The following is a 22,188-nucleotide window of genomic DNA, read 5'->3' as shown; positions in this document are numbered from 1 at the left end:
TTACTGGTCTAAATTAGATAAAATTTCCTTTTTTGGATAATTAATTAAAACAGCTTTATTTATGCCTTTGTAGATAAATAAACTTCCACAAGCTACTCCAATGATATCAAATTTTCTAAAAATTTTAGAAACTTCCAAAATACTTCCTATTCCACCCATTACAACTAGTGGAATTTTAATTTTTTTATAAATTGTTTCAATATAATTTTCGTCTATTCCATTCATCATTCCATCATTATCTATATTATTGATAATTAATTCACCTGCATAACCATAAATTCCTTCAATAAAATCCTCTGGCCTTATTTGAGTATTCAATTTACCGTTATTAATATAAATAAAATATTCATTATTTACTTTTTTTATATCAATTGTAACTGATATGCTTTGTGTTCCAAATTCTGTATTTAACTCTTTTAAAAATTCAAAATTTTTAAATAATTTTGAACTTATAGATATTTTTTCAACTCCATAAGATATAATTTTTTTTGCTTGATAAATATTTTTTATGCCACCTCCATAAGTGATTGGCATTCTTGCAGTACTTGATATTTTTTTAATCAATTCAAAATTTGGTTCAGAATTATTAATTGTAGAGCCTATATCAGTTATAATTATTTCCTCTGCCTCTTTATCATTAAATATTCTGACGGAGTTTAATACATCTCCAATATAATTATAATTTAATTGATCAAATTTTTGTGTTTTAACTAAATCCCCATTGAGAATTGTGAGTGCTGGGATTATTCTTTTAATTTTCATTTAAATTTATAAAATTTTCAAAAATAATTTTACCCGATTTATGACTTTTTTCTGGATGAAATTGTACTCCATAGATATTTTTATATGATATTGCACAAGTGAAATGTTGAAAATAAAAAGATTTGGCTATTTCAAATTCATCACAATCCAATTCATAATAATATGAATGTAAAAAATAAAAATTATTTTTATTTTTTAAATTTTCAAATAAAGAATTATTTCTTGTTTTATTTACTTTATTCCAGCCAATATGAGGAAGTATATTTGCTTTATTAAGTTTTTTTACCGTTCCTGGAATTAAATTAAGTCCTTTTTTTTTGCCTTCCTCACTTTTAGTAGCCAAAATTTGCATACCAACACAAATCCCTAAAAGGTAATTATCTTTTTTTTTTACAAAATTATTTATAGCCTCAATAAATTTTTTTTTTTCTAATAATTCTATTGCTTTGTCAAATGAGCCTACACCTGGTAAAATAATCTTATTTATTTCATCATTAATTTCAGTAGGATTTTGAATAATTTTTATTTCAACACCCATTTCATCAATAACATTTTTTATTGCTAGTATATTTCCTAAACCATACGATATTATTCCTATCATTTAAAAAATTCTTTTTTCAATGTTTAGGGTATTAAGTACTTTTGTAAAAAAATTAATAATAAAATAATTAGATTTATAATCTCTAAAACTCTTTTTTCTTAAATTAAAGAATTCTTCAAATTCAGATTTTGAAATATCAAGCTTATTACAAACAAATGATATTTCTTTTTTTAATTCTAAATTACTGATTGGTTCCTCTTTTATTTTATTTAAAGCCTCTTCTCGTTTCATTTGTCCTGATAAAATCATTGCAGAATATGACAATTTTCTTCGATCATGACCAAATCTTTTTAATGACCAGTAATTTTCGAAAAATGCAGTAAATCTTGATTCATGATGTTTCTGGACATATTCCTGCCAACCAAATTTTTCTTTAAGTGTTTTAATTGAGTTTTTTTTATCATAATTAATATAATTTAAAGGATGATACATTTTTACTCCTTTTAAAATTCTTAAATATATTCTCGACCTAAAGATATCATAATATGGAAAAAATTTTATTTGTCTTTCTCCGAATTTATTGTGTATGTCTTTTATCTGTTTTGTATCAGAAGCATGATATGCCCAATCTAGTGGCGCTCTAATAAATTCAGTCGCAAAATTTGCTCCCGTTAAAATAAATTTAAAATTATTTTCTTCAACATATTTGTACATTGCGCCAAAAAATGCATGATCTTGAATTGTATCTAAACTTGGTACTCCAGATTTGAAGTAAGCTAAATGTAAATCTCTCATATCATTCCAATTAATTACTTTAGTAATTAAATCCAAATTTAACTTATCAACCAATTTTTCAATATTATTTGCAGATATACTTGAATTCCATCCAGCATCTACGTGAAATAACAAAGGTTTTAGACCTAATTTCTCAACAACATAATAAACAAGATAACTGCTATCTAGTCCTCCACTAATACCAATTAAACAGTCATATTTTTTCTTCTTTTTTAAACTATGGCTCTTTATTTTTTTTATAATTTTTTCCAATTCTAAATTTTTGACACGTATATTAAAATTATTCCGAATTTTGTTTAGATATGAAAAACAATAATTACAAACACCATTTTTATCAAAACTAATATCTGGAGAGGAAGTGTCCATCACACAGTTTGTGCAGATTTTATAAGCTTGGGTGATCATAATTAAAAGTAATCAAACTACATATTATACTGTATTAAATCAATAAACATTTTATTTTCTATATTTTAAAATTTTGATTCTATATAATACTTATCAAATAATTTACTTTTAATTTGGAAATGTTTTTTCAATTTATTATTTGTGTCTTTGAAAATTCGCTTTAATTTTTTTTTTCTTATATGTGCTTTCATCTAAATTTAATATTTCTTCAAAAGTATTTAATAATTCGGGATCCTCATTTACATTGACTACATTGTAATTTTTAACTATTTTGATCATTTCATTTACTATTGTAGCTGAAGCAGACTTTGGATAGCCACAATGTATAATAATTTTCTTGGATTTCAACTTTTTTATATATAAAGAGTTTATTAGAAGAATTTATAATACATGTATAAAAAAAAAAATATATTAACATTTTTCTTCAAGTAGTTTTTTTAATTACTATTATTTTACTTTTTGTTCTAGATAAAATCCAACTATCCAAAATTTCCTATATTTTTTCTCTTCAAAATATAGATTTAATTTTTTTAGTTTTTTTAAATAATTTAGCAATATCTGTTTTATTTTTTGCAATAATTAAAAAAATTAGCTCTGATAAGATAAATTTTTTTTTTATTAATTCTACTTTTTTACAAGGGGGGTTGATTGGGATGATAATTCCAGGTAGTGGATTGTTTTACAAATATTATAAATTAAAAAATAACTCTAAAATAACTTTATTAGAATATTCTTTAAGCCAAGCGTTTCTCTCAATTTTTTCACTAATTTGTTTTTTTTTTCTTGCAATTTTGTTTGGTTTTTTAAAAGTTGCAGGAGTTGAATTAAAAACATTGGCAATTTTTTTTATATTATTTTTTACTCTAGTTTATTTATTATATTTTTATAGGCTAAACATTTATAAATTTTTAAAAAAAAAATTATTAAATTTTAATAAATTTAAAAAAATTTATGAAGAACTTAAAAAAATTAAAAATATTATTTTCTTAAATAAAAAATATTTTCAATTTATTTTTATTTTATTTTTTGTTTTATCTCTATTGCAATGTTTGATATTCTATACTGCGACAGTAAAATTTGGTCTTGACATAAGTTTAATAAATGCTTTTTTTATTTATCTAAGCTCTATTTTATTCTCTACTTTATTGCTTGTAAATTTTGTTGGATTATTTGAAATTACGCTAACGATTTCTGCTGCTTTTGTGACAAAAGATTTTTTAGATATGATATTTATCGGATTTGGTCTTAGAATTTTAAATATTTTTTCTATATTATTTTGGATATTTCTATTTTCAGGAATTCATTGGTACAATAAAAAATTAATGGATTCTAAATTTTGATTTCTTACTATCTATTAAAAAATTATTAACTGTCTCTTTAGTTAGTGCGTCGAATGTCTTGCCAAAGTTTTCAATTTTTTCAATTATTACAGGAGGTACTGTTATAATATGACATTTTAATTTCTTAGCTTGCAAATAATTATAAGGTTCTCTTACACTTGCCCAGAGAATTTCAACATTTTTAAATTTTTTAGCAAGCTTAATACTTTTTTTAATTTCTGGGATAGGATCTTTTCCTGCATCTGCTGCCCTTCCAGCAAAAATTGATATTATTACTTTTGTTTTATTATTTAAAACTTTAAGAATTTTCTCTGTTTGTTTTGCGCTATATACAGCCGTTATGTTTAGTTTGACATTCTTTTCATTTAATTTTTTAATCAATTTTCCAGAAAATTTTCCTATTGAATTAGTTATTGGAATCTTTACATATACATTTTTTCCCCAGTTATTTATTTTCATTGCTTGATTTTTCATTGTAGGAAAATCGTCAGCAAAAACTTCAACTGACACTGATTTATTTTCAACTAACTTAATAATTTTTTTTGCATAAGAAGCGTAATTTTTTGCTCCTGCTTTTCGCATTAAACTAGGGTTTGTAGTAAAACCTTTGACAATTTTTTTTTTATTAAATTTTTTTACTAACTCTATGTCTGCAATATCACAAAATATTTTTGTTTTCATTAAACTGCTATAAATTTTTAGTTATATTCTCAGTCATTTTTTTTGCATCAGCAAACAACATTAATGTATTTTCTTTATAAAAAAGATCATTATCAATTCCAGCGTATCCAGGTGATAAGCTTCTTTTTACAAATAAAACTGATTTACATTTTTCAACATCTAATACTGGCATTCCATAAATTGGACTCTGTGGATCTGTTTTAGCAACTGGATTAGTCACATCATTAGCTCCTATTACAAAAGCAACATCAGCGTTTGCAAAATCATTATTTATTTCCTCTAGTTCAAACACTTCATCATAGGGAACATTGGCCTCTGCTAGTAAAACATTCATATGTCCAGGCATTCTACCTGCGACTGGGTGTATTGCATATGAAACCTTGATGTCATTTTTTTTTAAGGTATCTACCATTTCTCTGAGTGCGTGCTGAGCTTGAGCAACAGCCATGCCATAACCAGGAACTATTATTACTGAAGAAGCATTTTTCATTAGAAAAGCTGCATCATCAGCGTTCCCACTTTTAACTGGCCTTTGTTCTTTATTTTGACTTCCTGAAGTTTGATCTGTTGCACCAAAACCTCCTAAAATAACATTAAAGAAAGATCTATTCATTCCTTTGCACATTATGTATGAAAGTATAGCTCCAGATGATCCAACTAATGCACCAGTAATGATTAAAGCAGTATTTTCTAAAGTAAATCCAATTCCAGCTGCAGCCCAGCCTGAATAAGAATTCAACATTGAAATTACTACAGGCATATCTGCACCACCAATTGGAATAATAATTAAAAATCCAATTAAAAAAGATACTGCAATTAATATCCAAAATAAATTAGCTGATTGTGTTGAACAAAGGTAAATCGTTAATATGACAATTAATACTAATAATAATGCATTTAATAAGTGCTGACCTTTAAAGGTTATAGGCGCACCAGACATTATTCCTTGTAATTTTAAAAAAGCTATAACAGATCCAGAAAAAGTAATTGCACCAACTGCTGCTCCGATAGCCATTTCTATTAAACTTGCAAGCTTAATATTTCCTGGAGTTCCAAGGTTAAATGCTTCAGGATTTATAAATGCTGAAATTGCAACAAACACTGCTGCTAGACCAACTAAACTATGAAAGCCGGCAACCAATTCAGGCATTGCAGTCATTGGTATACGGTAAGCTATAAATGCTCCAATGCTTCCACCGATTGCTAAAAATATAAGTACATAAATAAATCCAGAACTAAAATTACCAACAGACAGAAATGTTACTGTCACAGCTATCAACATTCCAATTATTCCAAATAAATTTCCTTGTCTTGATGTTTCAGGAGAAGATAGTCCTCTTAAGGCTAGAATAAATAATACACCTGAAACTAAATATAGAATTGCTGAAAGATTTGCAGACACAGATTATTTATCCTTTTTCTTTTTTTTGTACATTGCGAGCATTCTTTGAGTAACCAAAAATCCACCAAAGATATTAACTGCTGCAAGAACAATTGCTAAAAAACCATAAATACTTGAAGATGTGAAAACTACTCCTTTATTACCTGATAAAGCTGCAATAATTGCACCAACAATAATTACTGATGAAATTGCGTTAGTTACAGACATTAAAGGTGTGTGAAGTGATGGAGTAACGCTCCAAACCACATAATATCCTATGAAAATTGAAAGGATAAAAATACTTAATCTGAATATAAAAGGATCTATTTCCATAATTTTATTTTATTAACGTTTTTTCAATTATCTCGTCTTCTAAATTTATATTAATTTTATTATTTTCTTTATCATATAAATTCGACACAAAATTAAATACATTTTTAGCATATAAATTTGATGCAGAAGTTGGAAGTTTATTTAATATACTACTTTCCCCCATTATTTTAACACCATTAATATCTACAATTTCATCAACTTTTGTGTGTGCTGTATTTCCACCTTGAATAGCAGCTAAATCATAAACTATCGAACCTGAACTCATATTACTAATCATGCCCTCTTTAATAATTACTGGTGCTTTTTTTCCAGGAATTAAAGCTGTGCATATTACTATATCAATTTTCTTTAATGTTTCTGTTAATAATTCTTCTTGTTTCTTTTTAAAATCGTCTGATGCTTCTTTAGCGTAACCTCCTTCGGTTTCTAAATTTTCAGCTCCTTCAACTGTTAAAAATTTCCCCCCTAAACTTTCAACTTGTTCTTTAGAAGCCATTCTTACATCTGTTGCAAAAACAATTGCACCCATTCGTTTTGCAGTTGCAATTGCTTGTAGCCCAGCAACTCCTGCTCCAACAACTAATACTTTTGCAGCTGGTATTGTTCCTGCTGCAGTCATCATCATTGGAATTGCTTTTTCAAAATGAGCAAAAGATTCCACTACTGCCTTGTAACCTGCAAGGTTTGCTTGTGAGGATAATATATCCATGGACTGAGCTCTTGTTATTCTTGGGAGTAACTCAAGAGAAAAAGTATTTATTTTTTTTTTAACTAAATTATTTATTTTATCTTTATTGTCATATGGGTTTAAAACTCCAACAAATGTTTGATTTTCTTTTAAAAAAGAATTTTTATCATCACTTAATAAACCTAACTGAACAATAATATCTGCATTAGATATGATTTTGTTTTCATCTTTTGAAATTGATACTCCTAAATCTTTATATTCTCCATCTTTTATTCCAAGATGACTTCCGTAGTTTTCAGATAATGAGACCTCGAGACCAATTGATATATATTTTTTTGCAATCTCAGGAGTAATTGCTATCCTCTTTTCAATTTTTTGGTTTTCTAAAATAGAAGCAATTTTCATACATTGATCTTATAGTAAGAATATTGCCATTAAAACTAAAACAACAATAACCGCGACAGTTCCCCACAACACAAACTTAGTAAAATTATTCCAGGTATTTTTATGGTTTTCATTATCCATAAAAATTACTTCTGTCTTGCTTTGAATTTTGGATTAGTTTTATTGATGACGTACACACGACCTCTTCTTCTTACAAGTTTAGAATTAAGATCTCTTTTTTTAATTGACTTTAATGAGCTTTTTATTTTCATAATTTTTCACCTTTAATAAACGAAGTTACATAATCTTTCAAATCTATTTTTCCGTATTTATTAATTATTTTATGATTATTTGATATTTTTGTTAATGCTGACGCATATCGCTCACCCAATCTTGGTTTTAAGTAAATAATTTTAGATTCAAACATTTTAGCAAGATCTATAATAGAGTAAGATTTTTTATTGCTAATACTATAATGAGCACATTTATTTTTCTTCCATGCTTTGATACAAATTCTAACAGTGTCATCAATATGGGTAAATCGTCTTGTCTGGGTTCCAGGTTTAACAACTGTTAAAGGTTTTTTTTTTCATAAAGATCTTCAAAAATACCAACCACTGTTGCCATATCACCTTCTTTAATTTGACCTGATCCATAAACATTATAAAAATAAATAACTTCAAACTTAAAATTAAACCATTTTTTTAAATTTTCCAGTAATTCTAAATTTTTAGATTTTGTAAAAGCGTAGGGAGATAAGTTTTTATCATGTCCTTTATTACCAAGCGATGCTGAAGTTGCCGAGTAAATAAGCTTAATATCATTATTCAAACAAAATTTAAACACAGCATTTGTGCCAATAGAGTTTGATTTAAAACACTCATCAAATTTTTTAAAACTTTGATAAATTCTTGCAAATTCTCCAAAATGAAAAATTGTATGAATTTTTTTTTTTACATCTTTTAAATATTTATCAATATCAATAGTATTTGCTTTTAAGTATTTTACCCTATGATCTTTTAGATGATTTTTTTTATTTCCAGAAGAATAGTTGTCCAAACTAATAATTTTTTTATTTGTTATTTTTAAAAGTGATTTAATTAAATTAGATCCAACAAATCCTGCGCCACCAGTTACAATAATGAGATTTTTCATTTTAGATATGCCTGGCAATGTCCTACTCTTCCATGTCTTAAGACAAAGTACCATTGGCGCTGAAAGGCTTGACTGCCGAGTTCGGTATGGGATCGGGTATTACACTTTCGCAATAATCACCAGGCAGGTGCTTTTTATATAAATATTATAAATTTGCAATACTTATTTTCATGCCTAAGGTATTGTATTATTGATATATTTTTATTTTTTTAAACATTTCGTTTTTTATTAAAGCTCCATAATAAGATTCCTACTGGAAAATAATAAATAATACTTAACCAATTATTAAATAAATTTCCGGTTGGTACGAGAGGCCAAAGACTAATTAAAATAGCTGAAATGAGACAAACTTGAAAATCGTCAAAATAATATTCTTTTTTAAATAATCTAAAAAAATGAATGATTGTAAATTTAGATAATAGATACAGTAAATAAAGTGCAAAAGACAACCCAAACAGACCTAATTCAGACACGAGTTGCACATAGGTATTATGTGGATGATTGTTGCAGGAATAAATTGAGATTTCATACTCATCATAGGAGCAAAAATGTCTAAAGTTTTTTACCCCTACTCCGAAAAAAATATTATCTTTTGCAATTTTTAATGCTGTTCTTATTATATGATCATGTTGTTCTGAAAAAATAAGTACTTTGTCAACTTTACCACTTGATAAATTCATTTGTTTGATTGTTTGATCAATTACTCTATTTTTAGTGGCTGGAAATGAATTACTTATAACCACAATAAAAATCAAAGATAATGACATAATTACAAGTCTTACTTTTCTAAATTTCCTTATAAAAAATAAGATAAAAATTGAAGACAAATTCATATGAAAAAAGGCAGCTCTTTCTCCACTAAGATATATTAAAATCTCAGAAAGAATAAAAAGACAAAGACTATAGTAATAAGTTGTTTTTTTGATTGTATTATAGAAATAGACCATCAATCCAAAAAAAATTGGAAATAACCTGGATAGATAACTTCCTAAAATAAGCTCTTCATTAAAAAAACTACTGACCCTTGGTCCAGGGTTAAGAATATAGCCTAAAATATTTTTACCACTAAAAAATTGAAAAAAACCATCAAAAACTAAAATAGAAAATATTAGTAGAAAAACATAAAATAATTTCTTTAAAATATTGATATCATGATTCAATAAATAGACTACAGCTAAACTAAAAACACCAAATCTAAAGTACGTTATTGAAATCCGAAAAGAGTCAATATTTTGATTTTGAAAAATACTATTAACAATCAAATAAATATAAAATAATAAAAAAATGATAAAAAACTTATTATTAAAATATTCAAATTTTTTTGATTTTATTATTTCGATTAAAAAAAAAATTGATATTAAACTTAAGGCTAAATCACTTAAAAATGGTCCAGTTACAAGAAGAATAGGAATTGATAGAAATAAATAACTTGAAATTTTAAATAATAAATTTCTATGACTGGTGTAATAATTATTTTCCACAATAATATGCTTAATAATGCTGTTTATATCAAAAATCTAATAAAAAGTATTAAAATTTAATATATAAATTTTCATTTTAATAATTGACGCCATCTTGAATAATTACTTGAATTTAACAAAAATAAATTTTTTTTCTTTTTGTTTAAGTTTTTTACCATTAGAGAGTTGATCTCGCTGTATTTAGAAAAAAAACCAATTGATCTATCATTTCTTAAAAAGCTAGTATTAAGATTACTTGCGTCTTTATATATAAGAAATTTAAAATTATCTGATAATAATTCTAAAGAAATAGAAGAGTCAGAATCTACAAATATCATACTATATTTTCTCTGCGAGAGTATTTTGAAAGTATCGATTTTAATTTTTTGCACTAAGTCTGAATTAAGTTCTAAATTTGTTGCAGGATGTGATTTAAAATCAATCGTGAAATTAAGTTTATAAAATTTTATATATTTTAATATTTCATTAATCATATTCTTGGTATTTTCTTGATTAATGCTTCCTAGTAAAAGAAATTTATTTTTATAATCTTTAATATTTTTTTTTGATTTTATTTTATTACCTTTATTAAATCTTAAGCTTTCAACTAAAAATATTTGGTCTTTATTATGTGACTTGCTAACCAATTTACGCTTACATGATTTAGATGATACAAGCAAATATTCACTTGGATATGAATGAATACTCTTATTAATTTTATTTAATTTTAAATCCCAGTATCTAACTGGAACATGTACATAGCCATAAATTTTTTTTTCTCTATTAGCATATTGTTTGAAATTGTCTAAAAAGGATTTTTCCCAACTAAGACCCTCTTTTAAATATAAAAAGTTTTTAGCTGACTTAAATTTTTTGAAAATATACTCAAAGTGTTGATCAAAAATTAAAGCCCTAATAAAAGTGCTACCTATAAGGGACTCTAAGATTACTTCTTCATGAATTAAATAAAAAGATTTAGTTAAATTATTATTTTTAAGTGAAAACTTCATTATTAAAAATAAAAATAAATTTTTTATTGATAAATATAAATATGAAAAATATATATTAAAAAAATTACCAACTGAAACAAGCTCTTCTATATATAAATGTTGATCTTTATTATGATCATTTAACTTTTGATTAAATTTTTTTAAATTTAGATTTCCAATATTATCTTTGTTAATATAGGTATGATGAATCCATGTAATTTTTTTTTTTAATAAAGACGATATATCTCCCCAATATGGATCTTTAAATTTTTTTAAATTTTTTGGATTTAGCAGATAAGAAAAAATAATAACTTCATTAGAAGAGTCTACTTCCCGACCATTAAAAAAATTTCTTATTTTATAATTTATACTGTATATAAAATATCTTATAAATAGATTGTGACTTCTGACTATATTAATTAAAATTTTAAATAATAGAGATTTATTTTTATATTTTTTAATTAAATTAATTTTTAATTTTTTTTCTAATTTTTTATTATTAACATACTTGATCGATAATAATTTAAGAAAATCAGTTATCTCGTCTTTGTTCTTATATAAATTTTTTTCAGTAATATTTGTCTGAAATAAAATATTTTTTTTTCCTTTTTTAAAGTATGAATAAAAATATCTTTTAAAAATCTTTATTTTAAAAAATTTTTCTGTAATTTCTTCATATAACTTTAATATTTTTTTATCTTTTTTTTCTATAATTTTAAATAAATCAGTATCTTTTTTTATCATTATTAAACAGCTTATCTATTTTGATTATCTAAAATCTTTAATATTTTTTTTTTTACTAATTCGTGAACAAAACCTTTTTCACTATTCATAAGAAAAGTGCGTGAAGAAATAGTTAAATCTAAATATTCTGATTGGGGCAAACTTTTTAAATAATTAAGTTTATCATGAACTTCTTCTAAATCATTTGATGTAATTTTTAAAAATTCAGGCAAAACTTTTAAAAATCCCATAAAATCATTACTAACTGTTTTGATCTCTGGAATTCCTGCTAAAAATAAAACCTTTGATCCTATTCCATAGAATTCAATCGCTAGTGTTGAAAAATAAGATATTAATATCTTGCTATTATCACAATGAATGTAAGATGAAAAATCATCTTGCTCTTTATCTAAAAAAATTTCTTTTTTATTAGCAAATTCTATTTTTTTATAGAAACTCGTCTCTTTCTTTTCACTAGAAGTATTTCTTTTAAAATTCAAAATAATCTTAAAATTTGGGTCTAGTTTTTCTAAATATGGTAAAATTTTAATTTTGTGGTCATACCATAATTGATATTTTTTATCATTTTCCATTCCTTCTCTATATTGAGAAATATAAGAAATATTATTTTTATGTTCATATCTATTTTTTTCTGAAATAAATTTTTCTTTATAAACTCCAAATTTTAATGATCCTGCAGATATATATTCATTTATAGGTTTCTTCATGAATCTTAACAATTCCTCTTCATATTTTCCAAAACCATATAATATTGGAAATTTTTTAATATTAGTCCAACCGTGCCGATCGTAATGACTTCTCATTCCATTTTGAATCATAATTACGTTTAAATTAACATTGTAATTATTTAACTTTGCTATCATCTCACTATTGTCTACGTTTGTGAGAATAATCTCCGTACTTTTAATTCTACATATTGATAATATTAAAGACAGTGTAATTTTTTTTGTTTTAAAAAAATAATAAAAGAATATCAAAAAAAACTTTAAGTTTAATATAATGTTAATTTTTTCCCTATAACCAATATTGTAGTAATTAATATTTTTTGGAATACAATATTCTACATATTTGGATGTTAGGGTATCTAATATTACAATTTTTTCTTTCTTTGAGTTTATGAAATTAAATTTAAACATCAGCTAATATATTAGTATATTTTATATCAAATTTATTTGATATTCATAATAATGATCATTTACTATTAAATAGATGTTGTATTTTATAAAACCATGAAATATTTATGATATATTGTTAAAATCTAATTAAAAAATCTATGATTAAATAAAATAAATGAAGCCTAAAGTTCTTATCTTAGATGTTGACGGTGTAATGACTGATGGTAAATTTTATTATAATATTGATGGAAAATACTTGAAAGCTTTTGGCCCAGATGACTCGGATGCTCTAGGAATTTTAGATAAATTAATAGAAGTAAGATTTGTTACAGGTGATAAAAAAGGTTTTGAAATTTCGAAAAAAAGAATTGTCCATGATATGGGATATAAGCTTGATCTAGTTAGTACAATTAATAGATTAGAATGGATGAAAGATAGATATAATTTAGATGATGTTATTTTTATTGGAGATGGGTTTTTTGACTATATTGCATTAAAAGAGGTAGGCTACTCTATTGTGACCGGTAACGGAGATGTAAATTCAAAAAAATATGCAAATTATATTACTAAAAGATCTGGTGGAGACAGAGCTGTTGCTGAGGCAGTTATTCATATTCTTGATAAATTTTTTGAAGGATTTAATTATAATAAAAAAATAAGCTCAGATGACATATCTGGTGAATGGTCTAAATGAAAATTTTAAATGATATACTTTTAAAAAAGAATTCCACATTACTGGGTGTTGGTCCAATGAGTTTAAATTGTGTTAACGCAACTATAGAACTTGCTAATGATAATAATGTTCCATTAATGATGATAGCTAGCCGAAGGCAAATAGACTCTGAAAAAATGGGTGGTGGATATGTAAATAATTGGACAACTGAAAAATTTTCAAACTATGTTAGTGATAAAGATCGAGGTTCAAAAATTATTTTATCAAGAGACCACGGTGGTCCGTACCAGAACAATATTGAATATGAAAAAAATTATAACATTGAAGATGCTATGAATTCTGCCAAAGACTCTTTTGAAGTTGACATAAAAAATGGTTTTAAGATTATTCACATAGACCCAAGTATCGACCCATCAGGAAATTTAAATACCGAGACTATTTTAGAAAGATTAAAGGAACTGTATGTATTTTGTATTGAAACTGCAAAAAAATATGAAAAAAAAATTCAAATAGAAATTGGAACAGAGGAGCAATCTGGTGGCACTAACACTCTTGAAGAATTAAAATATTCACTTGATGAAATAACGAACTTTTGCAAAAAAAATAATTACATAAAACCTTTTTTTGTAGTGGTTCAAACAGGCACCAAAGTAATGGAAACAAAAAATATTGGTATATTTAAAGGTATTTCAGACAAATTTGAACAAAGCAAAATACCATCTTTAATTTCATTATGTGAAAAATACGAAATTAATATTAAACAACATAATACCGATTATTTAGATGATGATTTTTTAAGCAAACACCCATCTTTTAGAATACACGCTGCAAATGTTGCACCAGAATATGGTGTTGCTGAAACAAAAAAGTTATTTGAAATAATGGAAGAATATAATTTAAATAAATTAAAAAATGAGTTTATTGAACAGTGTGTATCTTCAAATAAGTGGGTTAAATGGGTAATTGATGAAAAAAAAATAGATGATTACGATAAATCTATAATTTGTGGTCACTACATTTTTTCAACAGATAACTTCTTACAACTTAAAGAAAGATTAATATCTGACATTAACATTAATCGAGTGGAATTTGACAACATTTTAAAAGATGCGGTAAAATCATCAATCGCACGCTATATGAAATGTTTTAATTTACTTACTATTTAAATTTTTTGAAAACATACTCTTTGTCTCTTAAGAGTTTATTTTGAAACAACCTTTTTCTTGTAAAAACAAATTTAAACATAATATCTAACCATTTAAAAAAATGGCTAAATAATTTTACATTTGAAACTTGATCATCTTCACGCCATAAAATGGGGAAATAAAAAAATTTTGAATTAACATCACAAATATAAAACATCAAACAATAGTTAAAAGTTAACCCATTTGGAAAATTAAGATAAAATTTATTTTTTAAAAAGGAAACTTTAAACATATTTAAACCTGATCCTAAATCAGTTAAAAATTTAAAACTAACTATTGATGCAGCTAAATTAATCATATAATTGGCATAAATCCTAAATTTTGGATAATTAACTAACTTAGAATCTCTTGCAAATCTGGACCCAAGACAACAATCATAATCTTTATATTTTTCATTTTTGAATACATTTTCCAAATTATTTATATCACCCTGATCATCACCATGAAGAATAGTTACATAATCGAAATTATTATCTATTGCATAATTAAAACCTGTTTTATGTGTGCCACCTAGATTATAATTTTCTTTGTTTTGAAATAATTTAAACTTAACTAATTTCTTTTCATTAATAATATTTCTAACTACTGTAAAAGTATTATCTGTACTGTTATTATCTATTACTATAATTTCTTCAAAATTATTAATTATCAGAGATTTTATTATTTTTTCTATAACTCTAATAATTTGTTTTTCACAGTTATATACAGGTATAAATAATAAATGCTTTTTGTTCATAATAAATATTAGTTAACCTTTGTAAGCTGTAATTTTTATAATCTTATTATCTTTATTAAACTCAATTTTATCTATTACTTTAATAACTTCACCATTTGTTAATATATTAATTTCAGCAAATACAATTTTACTAATTTCATAGATATTTTTGATTTTTAAATCAAATTTACCCAAATTTTTAAATATTTTAATATTTTGAGATACCACATTATTAAGGCCACTTATTTCTGACTCCCAATCACATAAAATTATTTCATCATCGAAAAGTTCTTTCAGCTGATTAATATCTTTGGATCTAAAATAAGTAAAATATTTTTCTGTTTTTTTTCTAACATTCATATGGTATAAAGTTTTAAAAATTTTTTAAATATTTACAAGTGCTTATTAATATCATTAAAAATTTTCATTTCTTAATTAAATTAGTAATAAGATTTTATAATCTTGTCCCTGCACCTTTATTTCATAATATTGAGAGAATTAAAGCATTTAGAAGAGTTTTCTTTTATGTGAATTTTGAACAAATTGAAGGTGACTATCTTGAATTTGGAGTCTACGAAGGTTCTTCTATGGTATCTGCGTTTTATGCAAATCAAGCTTCTACAAAAACAGATGACTTCATCATTATAAAAAATTATCTACCTGAAAGAAAGTTTATTGGCTTTGATAGCTTTGAATTTTTGTCGACCATTTATACAACAGGGTACTGTTATAATCATTGATAACTATTATAATTTTAAAGCAGATCCTAAAAAGGGCGAAATGGGTGCCGTTAATGAATTTCTTAGATTAAGCAGCAATATTCAATTAATAGATTTTGGTAATTATGGACTTACTGGTAAGATTTTTCTAGTTAATAAAACTTAGGTTAATTTCTACCATAATCATCTTCAATTCTTATAACGTCTTCAAGTTCTGGAGTGGAAGATTCTAGATACACAGCATCATTGTCTTTTGCTGACATCCTATGAATGTCCCCTGGCTTTAAAGTTATTGTTTGGCCTGGATTTAAAACAATTGTATCTTTGTCTGTCTCTATATACAAGTCACCTGAAAGTACATAGATAGTTTCTATTTTTTTTTCGTGATATTGAAGACTACACCTCTTACCTGCTCTCATAAGAAGTTTTTTAAGACAGTATTTTGAATTTAATTCTATTAATTCTTCAGAACCCCAAGGTTTTTCTATAATTTTATTTTTCATTAAGAGTTTTATTTAACATATCTTTACCTAAAAAATATAAAAAAATTGAATATGGTTGATGATGGAGAGTAGCAATATTGAGAAAAATTAAGGCAGTTAACATTTTGACCTTGACGATTGAAAGCTTATTTTTTTTTAAAAAATCCATTAATATTTTTTCTAATTTATAAGAGCTTTGTTTTCGATAAATTTCATAATCAATTATTTTTTTTGAGTCACTCAGTTTAATATCAAACATATCATTTCTTATGGCACCATGATCAACTATTATACCATGATATAATTTTGCCAAATCATAATAAATATCTCCATATTCAATAATACCTCCAAAATCTTGCCGCCAATCTAAAAATATATGTTTTTTATTTCCAGTTTTTAAAATATTTTCAAAATGAAAATCTCCATGAATTCTCGTTGGAATACCACTACTTAAAAAATCCCAATCAACTTTTAGCAATAAACTATCTAATGTAGGTGTTTTTACATTATTGATTATTTCATTATTATCACTGATATCACTTCCTTGATAAAAACTACTTATTCTATCTAGAGACTTATAATAATAAAAATTTAAACATACATTTTTAAAATTTTTTTTTTCTATTTTGCTTAATCTAAATTTTTTCCAAAAATTTTTTTTACAATCTATTAAAAAATTACTTAAGTATTTATAAAGATCTATTTGAGTTGAAAAAAGTTCACCAGGAACAAAATTATACGCATAAAAATTATCTGCAGAAGAAATTATCTTAGGTACAAATTTTCCTAGTTTTTTTGATCTTAAAACTCTTTTTTGTGATAATTTTTTATCAACAAAAAATTTAATAACATTATCATTATTAAAATAAATAAACTCATCTTCTTTTGGCAAATTATCAAAATCTGATATATCTTTTCGAGCTCTTTTTAAGTCATCAATGTCTCCAACATCATACCAGCTACTAACTGTAATTTGGTTTACTTTTTTTTTTCTTTTAATCTTATCAATAAAATAATCAGACTCACCTAGCTCATAAGAGATTTTAGATAAAAATTTTTTAAATTTTGTAAATTCTTTGATATAAGCTACTCCAACATAATTTGAAGCTGATGGAGTTATCTTGGGAGTTTTATCTATAAATTTTGATATACAATCACCTTTAGATATTACTGTTCTATATTTAAGTGAGTTGACCCTATAATTGCTTAGAAAAATTGTATCAGTTTTAATTGAAGAAAAATTTATATTATCTAAAATTATTCCATCATTTGTATGAAAAAAAAAGTCTTCTTTAATATATTTGTTACAACACTTTAAAGTATATCCAAGACCTGACCCAGGGCCGTCAAAAGGCTTAACATCAACAAACTTAATATTTCTTTTTGGGTAAGCTATTTTAATATAATCTTTAATATACTGCCCTTTATAACCAACAGCAATTATGAAGTTAAAATCTTTTGGATACCAATCTATTATATATGAAATTGAAGGTTTTTTTCCTACTGGTATTAAAGCTTTGTTTATATTTTTTGTAATAGTTCCAAGTCTACTACCAAGGCCGGCTGAAGGAATAATAACTTGAGTCATTTTATAGATTATTTTTAAAATTAATATTTCTTATACCAATATATGAGTAAATTATAATTAAACAACCTGGCATAAATCTTGTAGATACATGATCTAATACAGAGGCAAATGAAAGTAAAAAAAAGTATAATATAATAAAAAATAAAAATAACATTTGAAGTTGATTTTTAATTCTAAAAAAAATTATTATAGGTATAAAAAATATCACAAAATTATAGAATATTGCATGAACAGTTCCTAAAAAATTGTTTCCTAGATCATGCCAAGTAGTTTGGGAATCTATGGATTCAGTTGAAAGTATAAAACCATCTTCAAGATAAAATTTGAAAATATCGTAATTTGCAATGACATAAGGGATAATAGCAATAAATGGAATGAAAATTAATTTAAAATTAATTTTGTTATATTTGAAATAATAATAAACCAAGTAAAATCCTGATAAAAAGATACCACTCTCTCTTACCAGTGGGGCAAGCATACTTAAAATAATATAAAGGAAAAAATAAGTTCTATTTTTATATAAATCAAACTGAATTATAAAAAAAATCCCCGCTGTTAAAAGCAAACTTTCTGCTATAGAAAAATTATCTTCACCCCCTCTAAAATGACCAAGGTTTATATACATAATTAATAACAGATAAGCAAAAAATACAAAAATGACGGATTTTTGTTTTTGAAAAGTTATATCGGTTGACTCGAACTTTTTTGTATCATTATCAAATAATAACAAAATTCTATGTATGATAATGAAATTAATAAAAAAAAATATACCTATATAAAAAGAGTACAAATAAAGGGATATTTTTTCTGCAGGAAGTTTATTTTGATTTTTCGAAAAGTTTTGAATTAATTCCATTGGTTTAACTAATAATTTTAAAAAAACCCATCTCGATTTTTCTCTTTGTTCTAAAGGAGTTTCTTGTTTCTCAAAATCTCTATTTAATAATTCAGACTCATTAATTCTCAAAATTTCTCTATCTAAATTTTTACTGAATTTACTATAAAAGTTTTCTTTCTCTATTTCATAATTAAAAAAATTTTGCCAATGCTCTCGCGTTAAATTTAAACAAATAAATAACATCATCAATATAAGGAAAAAATTTAGTGTTTTTTGGTAAGTCATATTTAATATTGATTTTTTTAATTGTTATCAAATTTTTAATAAATCACCAACACCTCATATAAATTTTAAAAAAATAAGTACATATTATTTGTAATATTTGATAATAAGATATACTAGTAATCTTTGTATGAGTAAAAATAAAGTGCCAATTGCGGATATATTAGATTTAATCAAGAAAAAAATTATCTTGGTATCAATAATTTTTACAATTTCAATAGGTCTAAGCTTTTTTTATAACCTTAGTTTTAAAACTATAAAATATAATTACACTATTGAATTTATTCCTATGAGTAATTGGAGAGCTTCAGAGCTTGGATTGAATGATGTATTTGTCAATGGCTTAACAAGGAGTTTGATACTTGAGCAGTTGAAAAATATTAATCAAATATCATATAAATTAGGTACTTCTGATGTTATATCAGTATCTTTCCAAAGCTATCAACCTGTGGATATACAAGGGTTTGAACAAAAACTAAATTTTAATTTAGACTCAGCAATAAAGAATAAATTAGAAAGTAGAGTAAGTTTTTTAGAGTTTGAAAATAAAAATATATTGGAAATGGTTTCTCAGTATGGAAAATTATTATCTAAAGATATTAATCTGGATGAGCTATCAACAAATTCTAATTATGATTTAAAACATATTATCGATTTAAAAAAAGAATATTATTTATTAAGAAAAAAAATATTAACAACCCAAAAAGAGTTAGATCTAATAGATAAAGACCCTAACAACTTTGTGCAGTTAGGAAATCTTTTTTCTGAGAGTGATGTTCTACAGCGGAACATCTCAATATTAAATAATTTGAATAAAAATGAGTCAGAAATTTTTTCTCTCAAAGAAAGGTTGAAAGATTTTAATCTTGTAGAATCAAGCAATATTAATTCAATAAGAGGTTGGGGAATTTCAGATAATAATTTATCATATTTGGAAATGATAATCGCTGGTATTTTATTTGGTTTACTAGGTAATTCATTTATTCTTTTTTTATCCTCAAGTTATTTTAAAAAAAATATTTTAAATTAAAATATTTAATAATTAAAAAAAATATTTTAAAATTTAAATAATTTCTTAATCTCTTCTTTTGAAATACTTTTATTGGAAATTTTATTTAATTTAGATAAATATTTAGAGAGTTTAAATTTGAAATTTGAACTTAATATTTCTTCATCACATAAAAGAATTTTGTTATATTTGGTTTTAATCAAATTTTTCTTATAGCTTAGTTTTTCATGTAATTTTTCACCTTTTCTTAAACCTATAATTTTTATTGAAATATCACCGTGAATATTGTTTTTATCTTTCAAACTTAAGCCGTTAAATTTAATCATATTATATGCTAGGGTATAAATATTTATAGGTTCACCCATATCTAATACATATGTCTTTGAATTGGATCCAAAAATAGATGCTTTAATAATGAGGCCTGACGCTTCACGAATACTCATTAAGTATCTGGTAGCTTTTTTATTTGTAACTAGTAAATCTAACCTTTGATTAATTAGTTTTTGAAAGAGTGGTATAACTGAACCTTTGCTACCCGCAACATTTCCAAACCTCACAATAATAAATTTTTTATCATTTGTTAATTTAAGAGAATAACTGTGATAAATTTTTTCACATATCCTCTTGGTCATTCCCATTATATTTTTTGGATTTACTGCTTTATCAGTACTTACGAGTAAATTAATTTTTACTCTATATTTTATTGATAGATCACAAAGATTTATAGCTGTAAGAATATTGTTAAAGCTTGCATATGATGGATTTTCCTCAACTATCGATACATGTTTATACGCTGCAGCATTATAAACAACATCAGGTTTAAATTGTTTAAAAATTTTTTCTATATAAGGCTTGTTTGAAGTATCACATAATTCAAAACTGAATTTGTTTGATTCTTTTAATCTTTTTTTTAAATTGAATATGTTAAATTCATCTTTATCAACAACAATAATTTTTTTAGGAGATAATTCGTTTAGCTTTTCAATTAGGACGGATCCTATACTTCCAGCTCCTCCAGCGACCAATATCACTTTATTTTTAATATTCTTTTTTACTTTGTCTTCAAATCGATCATCAATTTTTGTCTTTTCAATTATATCTTCGATTTTTGGAATGAATATTTTTTTTGAGCTTGATAAGTCTCTCGCACTAGATAGATCATCGAGAAACGATACTCTAACATTTAAATGTAAAAATTTTCTAAAGTAAAATATTTTATTTTCATAAATGTTATTTTTAGAAATTACAATATCTGTAATTTTTTCGTTATGAATATATTTTTCAATTTCATTTTCATTTACAATCTTATATTTTTTATCATAACCTTTTAAAAAATTTTCTGAAAGTTTAACAATTCCACAAATAGAAAAGTTGAAATTGTTTATATTCTCAAGATAGTTTATTGTTTTATTGTTAAAGTTGTAGAATATAGCTCTTTTATTAAATAACTTAGAATTATTATATATATAATAATATAAATTATAAGCTAAAGAATTTTTGAATAGAGATATTATAAAAAATATAATTGGATAGATTAAAGTAATTGACTCAGGGAAAAAAATATTACTAAAAAATATTAATCTTATTAAATATGTGCAAAAAAATAATAATATAAAATTTCTCAATAGATTGTTAATGGAACTGATTCTAAAAAATCTTGATAATTGGTGATAAGACTTAAAACTTAATTGAATAACAATAAATATAAGAAAAAGAATTACATATAATTTAATATCTATTTTTAATGGATTGTAAATTTCACCTAACCTTAAACTAAAAGAAGACCATAGAGAGAATATAGATATAAAAAAATCTACGATAATTAAAATAATTATCTTACTAGGTCTTTTTAATAAAGATAGTTTATTTAAGTAAAATTCCATAATGTTATATTTTAAATTTTA

The 22,188-nt window shown here is 24.4% G+C and carries 25 protein-coding genes, 1 rRNA gene and 1 pseudogene; 6 read left to right on the top strand and 21 right to left on the bottom strand.

Annotation, left to right across the window (positions count from 1 at the left end; genetic code table 11):
* From ACIJYG_RS00935 to ACIJYG_RS00920, 4 genes are all read right to left on the bottom strand, one after another.
* A complete protein-coding gene (locus ACIJYG_RS00935; protein WP_435097432.1) occupies nucleotides 1–762 on the bottom strand; it encodes a HisA/HisF-related TIM barrel protein in 762 nt (253 codons plus the stop codon).
* Nucleotides 752–1,363 carry an imidazole glycerol phosphate synthase subunit HisH gene (gene hisH / locus ACIJYG_RS00930; RefSeq protein WP_435097429.1) on the bottom strand — a complete coding sequence of 204 codons (612 nt, stop codon included), beginning with the start codon at nucleotides 1,361–1,363 and terminating at the stop codon, nucleotides 752–754. The genes ACIJYG_RS00935 and hisH overlap by 11 nt, the downstream gene beginning before the upstream one ends.
* Nucleotides 1,364–2,506 (bottom strand): N-acetyl sugar amidotransferase, encoded by a 1,143-nt coding sequence (locus ACIJYG_RS00925; protein ID WP_435098811.1) that lies wholly within the window; start codon nucleotides 2,504–2,506, stop codon nucleotides 1,364–1,366. It abuts the gene before it with no gap.
* Nucleotides 2,507–2,638: 132 nt separating this feature from the next.
* Complete coding sequence (locus tag ACIJYG_RS00920; RefSeq protein ID WP_435097426.1) at nucleotides 2,639–2,782, bottom strand: hypothetical protein; 144 nt, start codon at nucleotides 2,780–2,782, stop codon at nucleotides 2,639–2,641.
* 131 nt (nucleotides 2,783–2,913) lie between these two features.
* Here ACIJYG_RS00920 and ACIJYG_RS00915 point away from each other — a divergent pair, with 131 nt between their 5' ends.
* Complete coding sequence (locus tag ACIJYG_RS00915) at nucleotides 2,914–3,843, top strand: lysylphosphatidylglycerol synthase domain-containing protein (protein ID WP_435098808.1); 930 nt, start codon at nucleotides 2,914–2,916, stop codon at nucleotides 3,841–3,843.
* Here ACIJYG_RS00915 and ACIJYG_RS00910 read toward each other — a convergent pair.
* The 9 genes and pseudogenes from ACIJYG_RS00910 to ACIJYG_RS00870 all read right to left on the bottom strand — a co-directional run bounded on the left by ACIJYG_RS00910 (nucleotide 3,823) and on the right by ACIJYG_RS00870 (nucleotide 9,625).
* Nucleotides 3,823–4,524 (bottom strand): transaldolase family protein, encoded by a 702-nt coding sequence (locus tag ACIJYG_RS00910; RefSeq protein ID WP_435097423.1) that lies wholly within the window; start codon nucleotides 4,522–4,524, stop codon nucleotides 3,823–3,825. The genes ACIJYG_RS00915 and ACIJYG_RS00910 overlap by 21 nt on opposite strands.
* Nucleotides 4,525–4,531: 7 nt before the next feature.
* Nucleotides 4,532–5,926: an NAD(P)(+) transhydrogenase (Re/Si-specific) subunit beta gene (locus ACIJYG_RS00905; protein ID WP_435097420.1), complete on the bottom strand. Its 1,395-nt coding sequence runs from the start codon at nucleotides 5,924–5,926 to the stop codon at nucleotides 4,532–4,534.
* A gap of 3 nt (nucleotides 5,927–5,929) precedes the next feature.
* Nucleotides 5,930–6,238, bottom strand: coding sequence for a proton-translocating transhydrogenase family protein (locus ACIJYG_RS00900; RefSeq protein WP_435097417.1), 309 nt, complete (start codon nucleotides 6,236–6,238; stop codon nucleotides 5,930–5,932).
* A gap of 4 nt (nucleotides 6,239–6,242) precedes the next feature.
* The gene (locus ACIJYG_RS00895; RefSeq protein ID WP_435097414.1) at nucleotides 6,243–7,331 is read right to left on the bottom strand and encodes an NAD(P) transhydrogenase subunit alpha; all 1,089 of its coding nucleotides are present in this window, start codon (nucleotides 7,329–7,331) and stop codon (nucleotides 6,243–6,245) included.
* 9 nt (nucleotides 7,332–7,340) lie between these two features.
* A complete protein-coding gene (locus ACIJYG_RS00890) occupies nucleotides 7,341–7,451 on the bottom strand; it encodes an aa3-type cytochrome c oxidase subunit IV (protein ID WP_435097411.1) in 111 nt (36 codons plus the stop codon).
* Between the two features lie 5 nt (nucleotides 7,452–7,456).
* Nucleotides 7,457–7,582 (bottom strand): type B 50S ribosomal protein L36, encoded by a 126-nt coding sequence (ykgO, locus tag ACIJYG_RS00885; RefSeq protein ID WP_008545413.1) that lies wholly within the window; start codon nucleotides 7,580–7,582, stop codon nucleotides 7,457–7,459.
* A pseudogene (locus ACIJYG_RS00880) lies at nucleotides 7,579–8,465 on the bottom strand (NAD-dependent epimerase/dehydratase family protein). Before ACIJYG_RS00880 ends, ykgO begins: the two are co-directional and overlap by 4 nt.
* A 9-nt stretch (nucleotides 8,466–8,474) precedes the next feature.
* Nucleotides 8,475–8,589 (bottom strand): 5S ribosomal RNA (gene rrf, locus ACIJYG_RS00875).
* 85 nt (nucleotides 8,590–8,674) lie between these two features.
* Nucleotides 8,675–9,625, bottom strand: coding sequence for an O-antigen ligase family protein (locus ACIJYG_RS00870; protein WP_435097408.1), 951 nt, complete (start codon nucleotides 9,623–9,625; stop codon nucleotides 8,675–8,677).
* Nucleotides 9,626–9,749: 124 nt separating this feature from the next.
* Between ACIJYG_RS00870 and ACIJYG_RS00865 the strand changes: the two genes are divergently transcribed.
* A complete protein-coding gene (locus tag ACIJYG_RS00865) occupies nucleotides 9,750–9,893 on the top strand; it encodes a hypothetical protein (RefSeq protein ID WP_435097405.1) in 144 nt (47 codons plus the stop codon).
* 124 nt (nucleotides 9,894–10,017) lie between these two features.
* On the opposite strand, the gene ACIJYG_RS00860 is transcribed toward ACIJYG_RS00865, so the two are convergent.
* Together ACIJYG_RS00860 and ACIJYG_RS00855 are read right to left on the bottom strand one after the other, a co-directional pair.
* Nucleotides 10,018–11,658, bottom strand: a complete 1,641-nt coding sequence (locus tag ACIJYG_RS00860; protein WP_435097402.1) for a hypothetical protein — start codon at nucleotides 11,656–11,658, stop codon at nucleotides 10,018–10,020.
* An 11-nt stretch (nucleotides 11,659–11,669) separates the two neighbouring features.
* Nucleotides 11,670–12,794 carry a hypothetical protein gene (locus tag ACIJYG_RS00855; protein ID WP_435097399.1) on the bottom strand — a complete coding sequence of 375 codons (1,125 nt, stop codon included), beginning with the start codon at nucleotides 12,792–12,794 and terminating at the stop codon, nucleotides 11,670–11,672.
* A gap of 154 nt (nucleotides 12,795–12,948) precedes the next feature.
* Between ACIJYG_RS00855 and ACIJYG_RS00850 the strand changes: the two genes are divergently transcribed.
* Nucleotides 12,949–13,467: an HAD hydrolase family protein gene (locus tag ACIJYG_RS00850; protein ID WP_435097396.1), complete on the top strand. Its 519-nt coding sequence runs from the start codon at nucleotides 12,949–12,951 to the stop codon at nucleotides 13,465–13,467.
* The gene (locus ACIJYG_RS00845) at nucleotides 13,464–14,612 is read left to right on the top strand and encodes a class II D-tagatose-bisphosphate aldolase non-catalytic subunit (protein WP_435097393.1); all 1,149 of its coding nucleotides are present in this window, start codon (nucleotides 13,464–13,466) and stop codon (nucleotides 14,610–14,612) included. Before ACIJYG_RS00850 ends, ACIJYG_RS00845 begins: the two co-directional genes overlap by 4 nt.
* Here the strand turns inward: ACIJYG_RS00845 and ACIJYG_RS00840 are convergent.
* A complete protein-coding gene (locus tag ACIJYG_RS00840) occupies nucleotides 14,605–15,387 on the bottom strand; it encodes a glycosyltransferase family 2 protein (protein ID WP_435097390.1) in 783 nt (260 codons plus the stop codon). The two genes, ACIJYG_RS00845 and ACIJYG_RS00840, sit on opposite strands and share 8 nt — an antisense overlap.
* Before the next feature lie 12 nt (nucleotides 15,388–15,399).
* Nucleotides 15,400–15,726, bottom strand: a complete 327-nt coding sequence (locus ACIJYG_RS00835) for a hypothetical protein (protein WP_435097387.1) — start codon at nucleotides 15,724–15,726, stop codon at nucleotides 15,400–15,402.
* Nucleotides 15,727–15,764: 38 nt separating this feature from the next.
* Here ACIJYG_RS00835 and ACIJYG_RS00830 point away from each other — a divergent pair, with 38 nt between their 5' ends.
* Nucleotides 15,765–16,106, top strand: coding sequence for a hypothetical protein (locus ACIJYG_RS00830; RefSeq protein ID WP_435097384.1), 342 nt, complete (start codon nucleotides 15,765–15,767; stop codon nucleotides 16,104–16,106).
* A gap of 146 nt (nucleotides 16,107–16,252) precedes the next feature.
* On the opposite strand, the gene ACIJYG_RS00825 is transcribed toward ACIJYG_RS00830, so the two are convergent.
* Genes ACIJYG_RS00825 through ACIJYG_RS00815 form a run of 3 tightly spaced genes read right to left on the bottom strand, consistent with a single transcriptional unit; the run spans nucleotide 16,253 to nucleotide 19,239 of the window.
* Entirely contained in the window at nucleotides 16,253–16,588 is a 336-nt protein-coding gene (locus ACIJYG_RS00825; RefSeq protein WP_435097381.1) for a cupin domain-containing protein, read from the bottom strand.
* Nucleotides 16,578–18,155 carry a hypothetical protein gene (locus tag ACIJYG_RS00820; RefSeq protein ID WP_435097378.1) on the bottom strand — a complete coding sequence of 526 codons (1,578 nt, stop codon included), beginning with the start codon at nucleotides 18,153–18,155 and terminating at the stop codon, nucleotides 16,578–16,580. The genes ACIJYG_RS00825 and ACIJYG_RS00820 overlap by 11 nt, the downstream gene beginning before the upstream one ends.
* Before the next feature lies 1 nt (nucleotide 18,156).
* A complete protein-coding gene (locus ACIJYG_RS00815) occupies nucleotides 18,157–19,239 on the bottom strand; it encodes a hypothetical protein (RefSeq protein WP_435097376.1) in 1,083 nt (360 codons plus the stop codon).
* Between the two features lie 166 nt (nucleotides 19,240–19,405).
* Here ACIJYG_RS00815 and ACIJYG_RS00810 point away from each other — a divergent pair, with 166 nt between their 5' ends.
* Complete coding sequence (locus tag ACIJYG_RS00810; protein WP_435097373.1) at nucleotides 19,406–20,305, top strand: hypothetical protein; 900 nt, start codon at nucleotides 19,406–19,408, stop codon at nucleotides 20,303–20,305.
* 26 nt (nucleotides 20,306–20,331) lie between these two features.
* Here ACIJYG_RS00810 and ACIJYG_RS00805 read toward each other — a convergent pair whose 3' ends face one another.
* A complete protein-coding gene (locus ACIJYG_RS00805) occupies nucleotides 20,332–22,167 on the bottom strand; it encodes a polysaccharide biosynthesis protein (protein WP_435097370.1) in 1,836 nt (611 codons plus the stop codon).
* Nucleotides 22,168–22,188 lie beyond the last annotated feature (21 nt).

It is taken from the genome of Candidatus Pelagibacter bacterium nBUS_27 (assembly GCF_051200985.1).
Taxonomy (GTDB): Bacteria; Pseudomonadota; Alphaproteobacteria; order Pelagibacterales; family Pelagibacteraceae; genus Pelagibacter.
Note: the sequence above shows the minus strand (reverse complement) of the source record. Positions and strands in the feature narration are given on the sequence as shown.

Bases quoted from the DNA above. Each gene is read 5' to 3' on its own strand.
- ACIJYG_RS00935 (WP_435097432.1), bottom strand. From the start codon at position 762: ATGAAAATTAAAAGAATAATCCCAGCACTCACAATTCTCAATGGGGAT.
- hisH (WP_435097429.1), bottom strand. From the start codon at position 1,363: ATGATAGGAATAATATCGTATGGTTTAGGAAATATACTAGCAATAAAA.
- ACIJYG_RS00920 (WP_435097426.1), bottom strand. From the start codon at position 2,782: ATGATCAAAATAGTTAAAAATTACAATGTAGTCAATGTAAATGAGGAT.
- ACIJYG_RS00910 (WP_435097423.1), bottom strand. From the start codon at position 4,524: ATGAAAACAAAAATATTTTGTGATATTGCAGACATAGAGTTAGTAAAA.
- ACIJYG_RS00900 (WP_435097417.1), bottom strand. From the start codon at position 6,238: ATGGAAATAGATCCTTTTATATTCAGATTAAGTATTTTTATCCTTTCA.
- ACIJYG_RS00895 (WP_435097414.1), bottom strand. From the start codon at position 7,331: ATGAAAATTGCTTCTATTTTAGAAAACCAAAAAATTGAAAAGAGGATA.
- ACIJYG_RS00890 (WP_435097411.1), bottom strand. From the start codon at position 7,451: ATGGATAATGAAAACCATAAAAATACCTGGAATAATTTTACTAAGTTT.
- ykgO (WP_008545413.1), bottom strand. From the start codon at position 7,582: ATGAAAATAAAAAGCTCATTAAAGTCAATTAAAAAAAGAGATCTTAAT.
- ACIJYG_RS00865 (WP_435097405.1), top strand. From the start codon at position 9,750: ATGATAAAAAACTTATTATTAAAATATTCAAATTTTTTTGATTTTATT.
- ACIJYG_RS00860 (WP_435097402.1), bottom strand. From the start codon at position 11,658: ATGATAAAAAAAGATACTGATTTATTTAAAATTATAGAAAAAAAAGAT.
- ACIJYG_RS00855 (WP_435097399.1), bottom strand. From the start codon at position 12,794: ATGTTTAAATTTAATTTCATAAACTCAAAGAAAGAAAAAATTGTAATA.
- ACIJYG_RS00850 (WP_435097396.1), top strand. From the start codon at position 12,949: ATGAAGCCTAAAGTTCTTATCTTAGATGTTGACGGTGTAATGACTGAT.
- ACIJYG_RS00845 (WP_435097393.1), top strand. From the start codon at position 13,464: ATGAAAATTTTAAATGATATACTTTTAAAAAAGAATTCCACATTACTG.
- ACIJYG_RS00840 (WP_435097390.1), bottom strand. From the start codon at position 15,387: ATGAACAAAAAGCATTTATTATTTATACCTGTATATAACTGTGAAAAA.
- ACIJYG_RS00835 (WP_435097387.1), bottom strand. From the start codon at position 15,726: ATGAATGTTAGAAAAAAAACAGAAAAATATTTTACTTATTTTAGATCC.
- ACIJYG_RS00825 (WP_435097381.1), bottom strand. From the start codon at position 16,588: ATGAAAAATAAAATTATAGAAAAACCTTGGGGTTCTGAAGAATTAATA.
- ACIJYG_RS00820 (WP_435097378.1), bottom strand. From the start codon at position 18,155: ATGACTCAAGTTATTATTCCTTCAGCCGGCCTTGGTAGTAGACTTGGA.
- ACIJYG_RS00815 (WP_435097376.1), bottom strand. From the start codon at position 19,239: ATGATGTTATTTATTTGTTTAAATTTAACGCGAGAGCATTGGCAAAAT.
- ACIJYG_RS00810 (WP_435097373.1), top strand. From the start codon at position 19,406: ATGAGTAAAAATAAAGTGCCAATTGCGGATATATTAGATTTAATCAAG.
- ACIJYG_RS00805 (WP_435097370.1), bottom strand. From the start codon at position 22,167: ATGGAATTTTACTTAAATAAACTATCTTTATTAAAAAGACCTAGTAAG.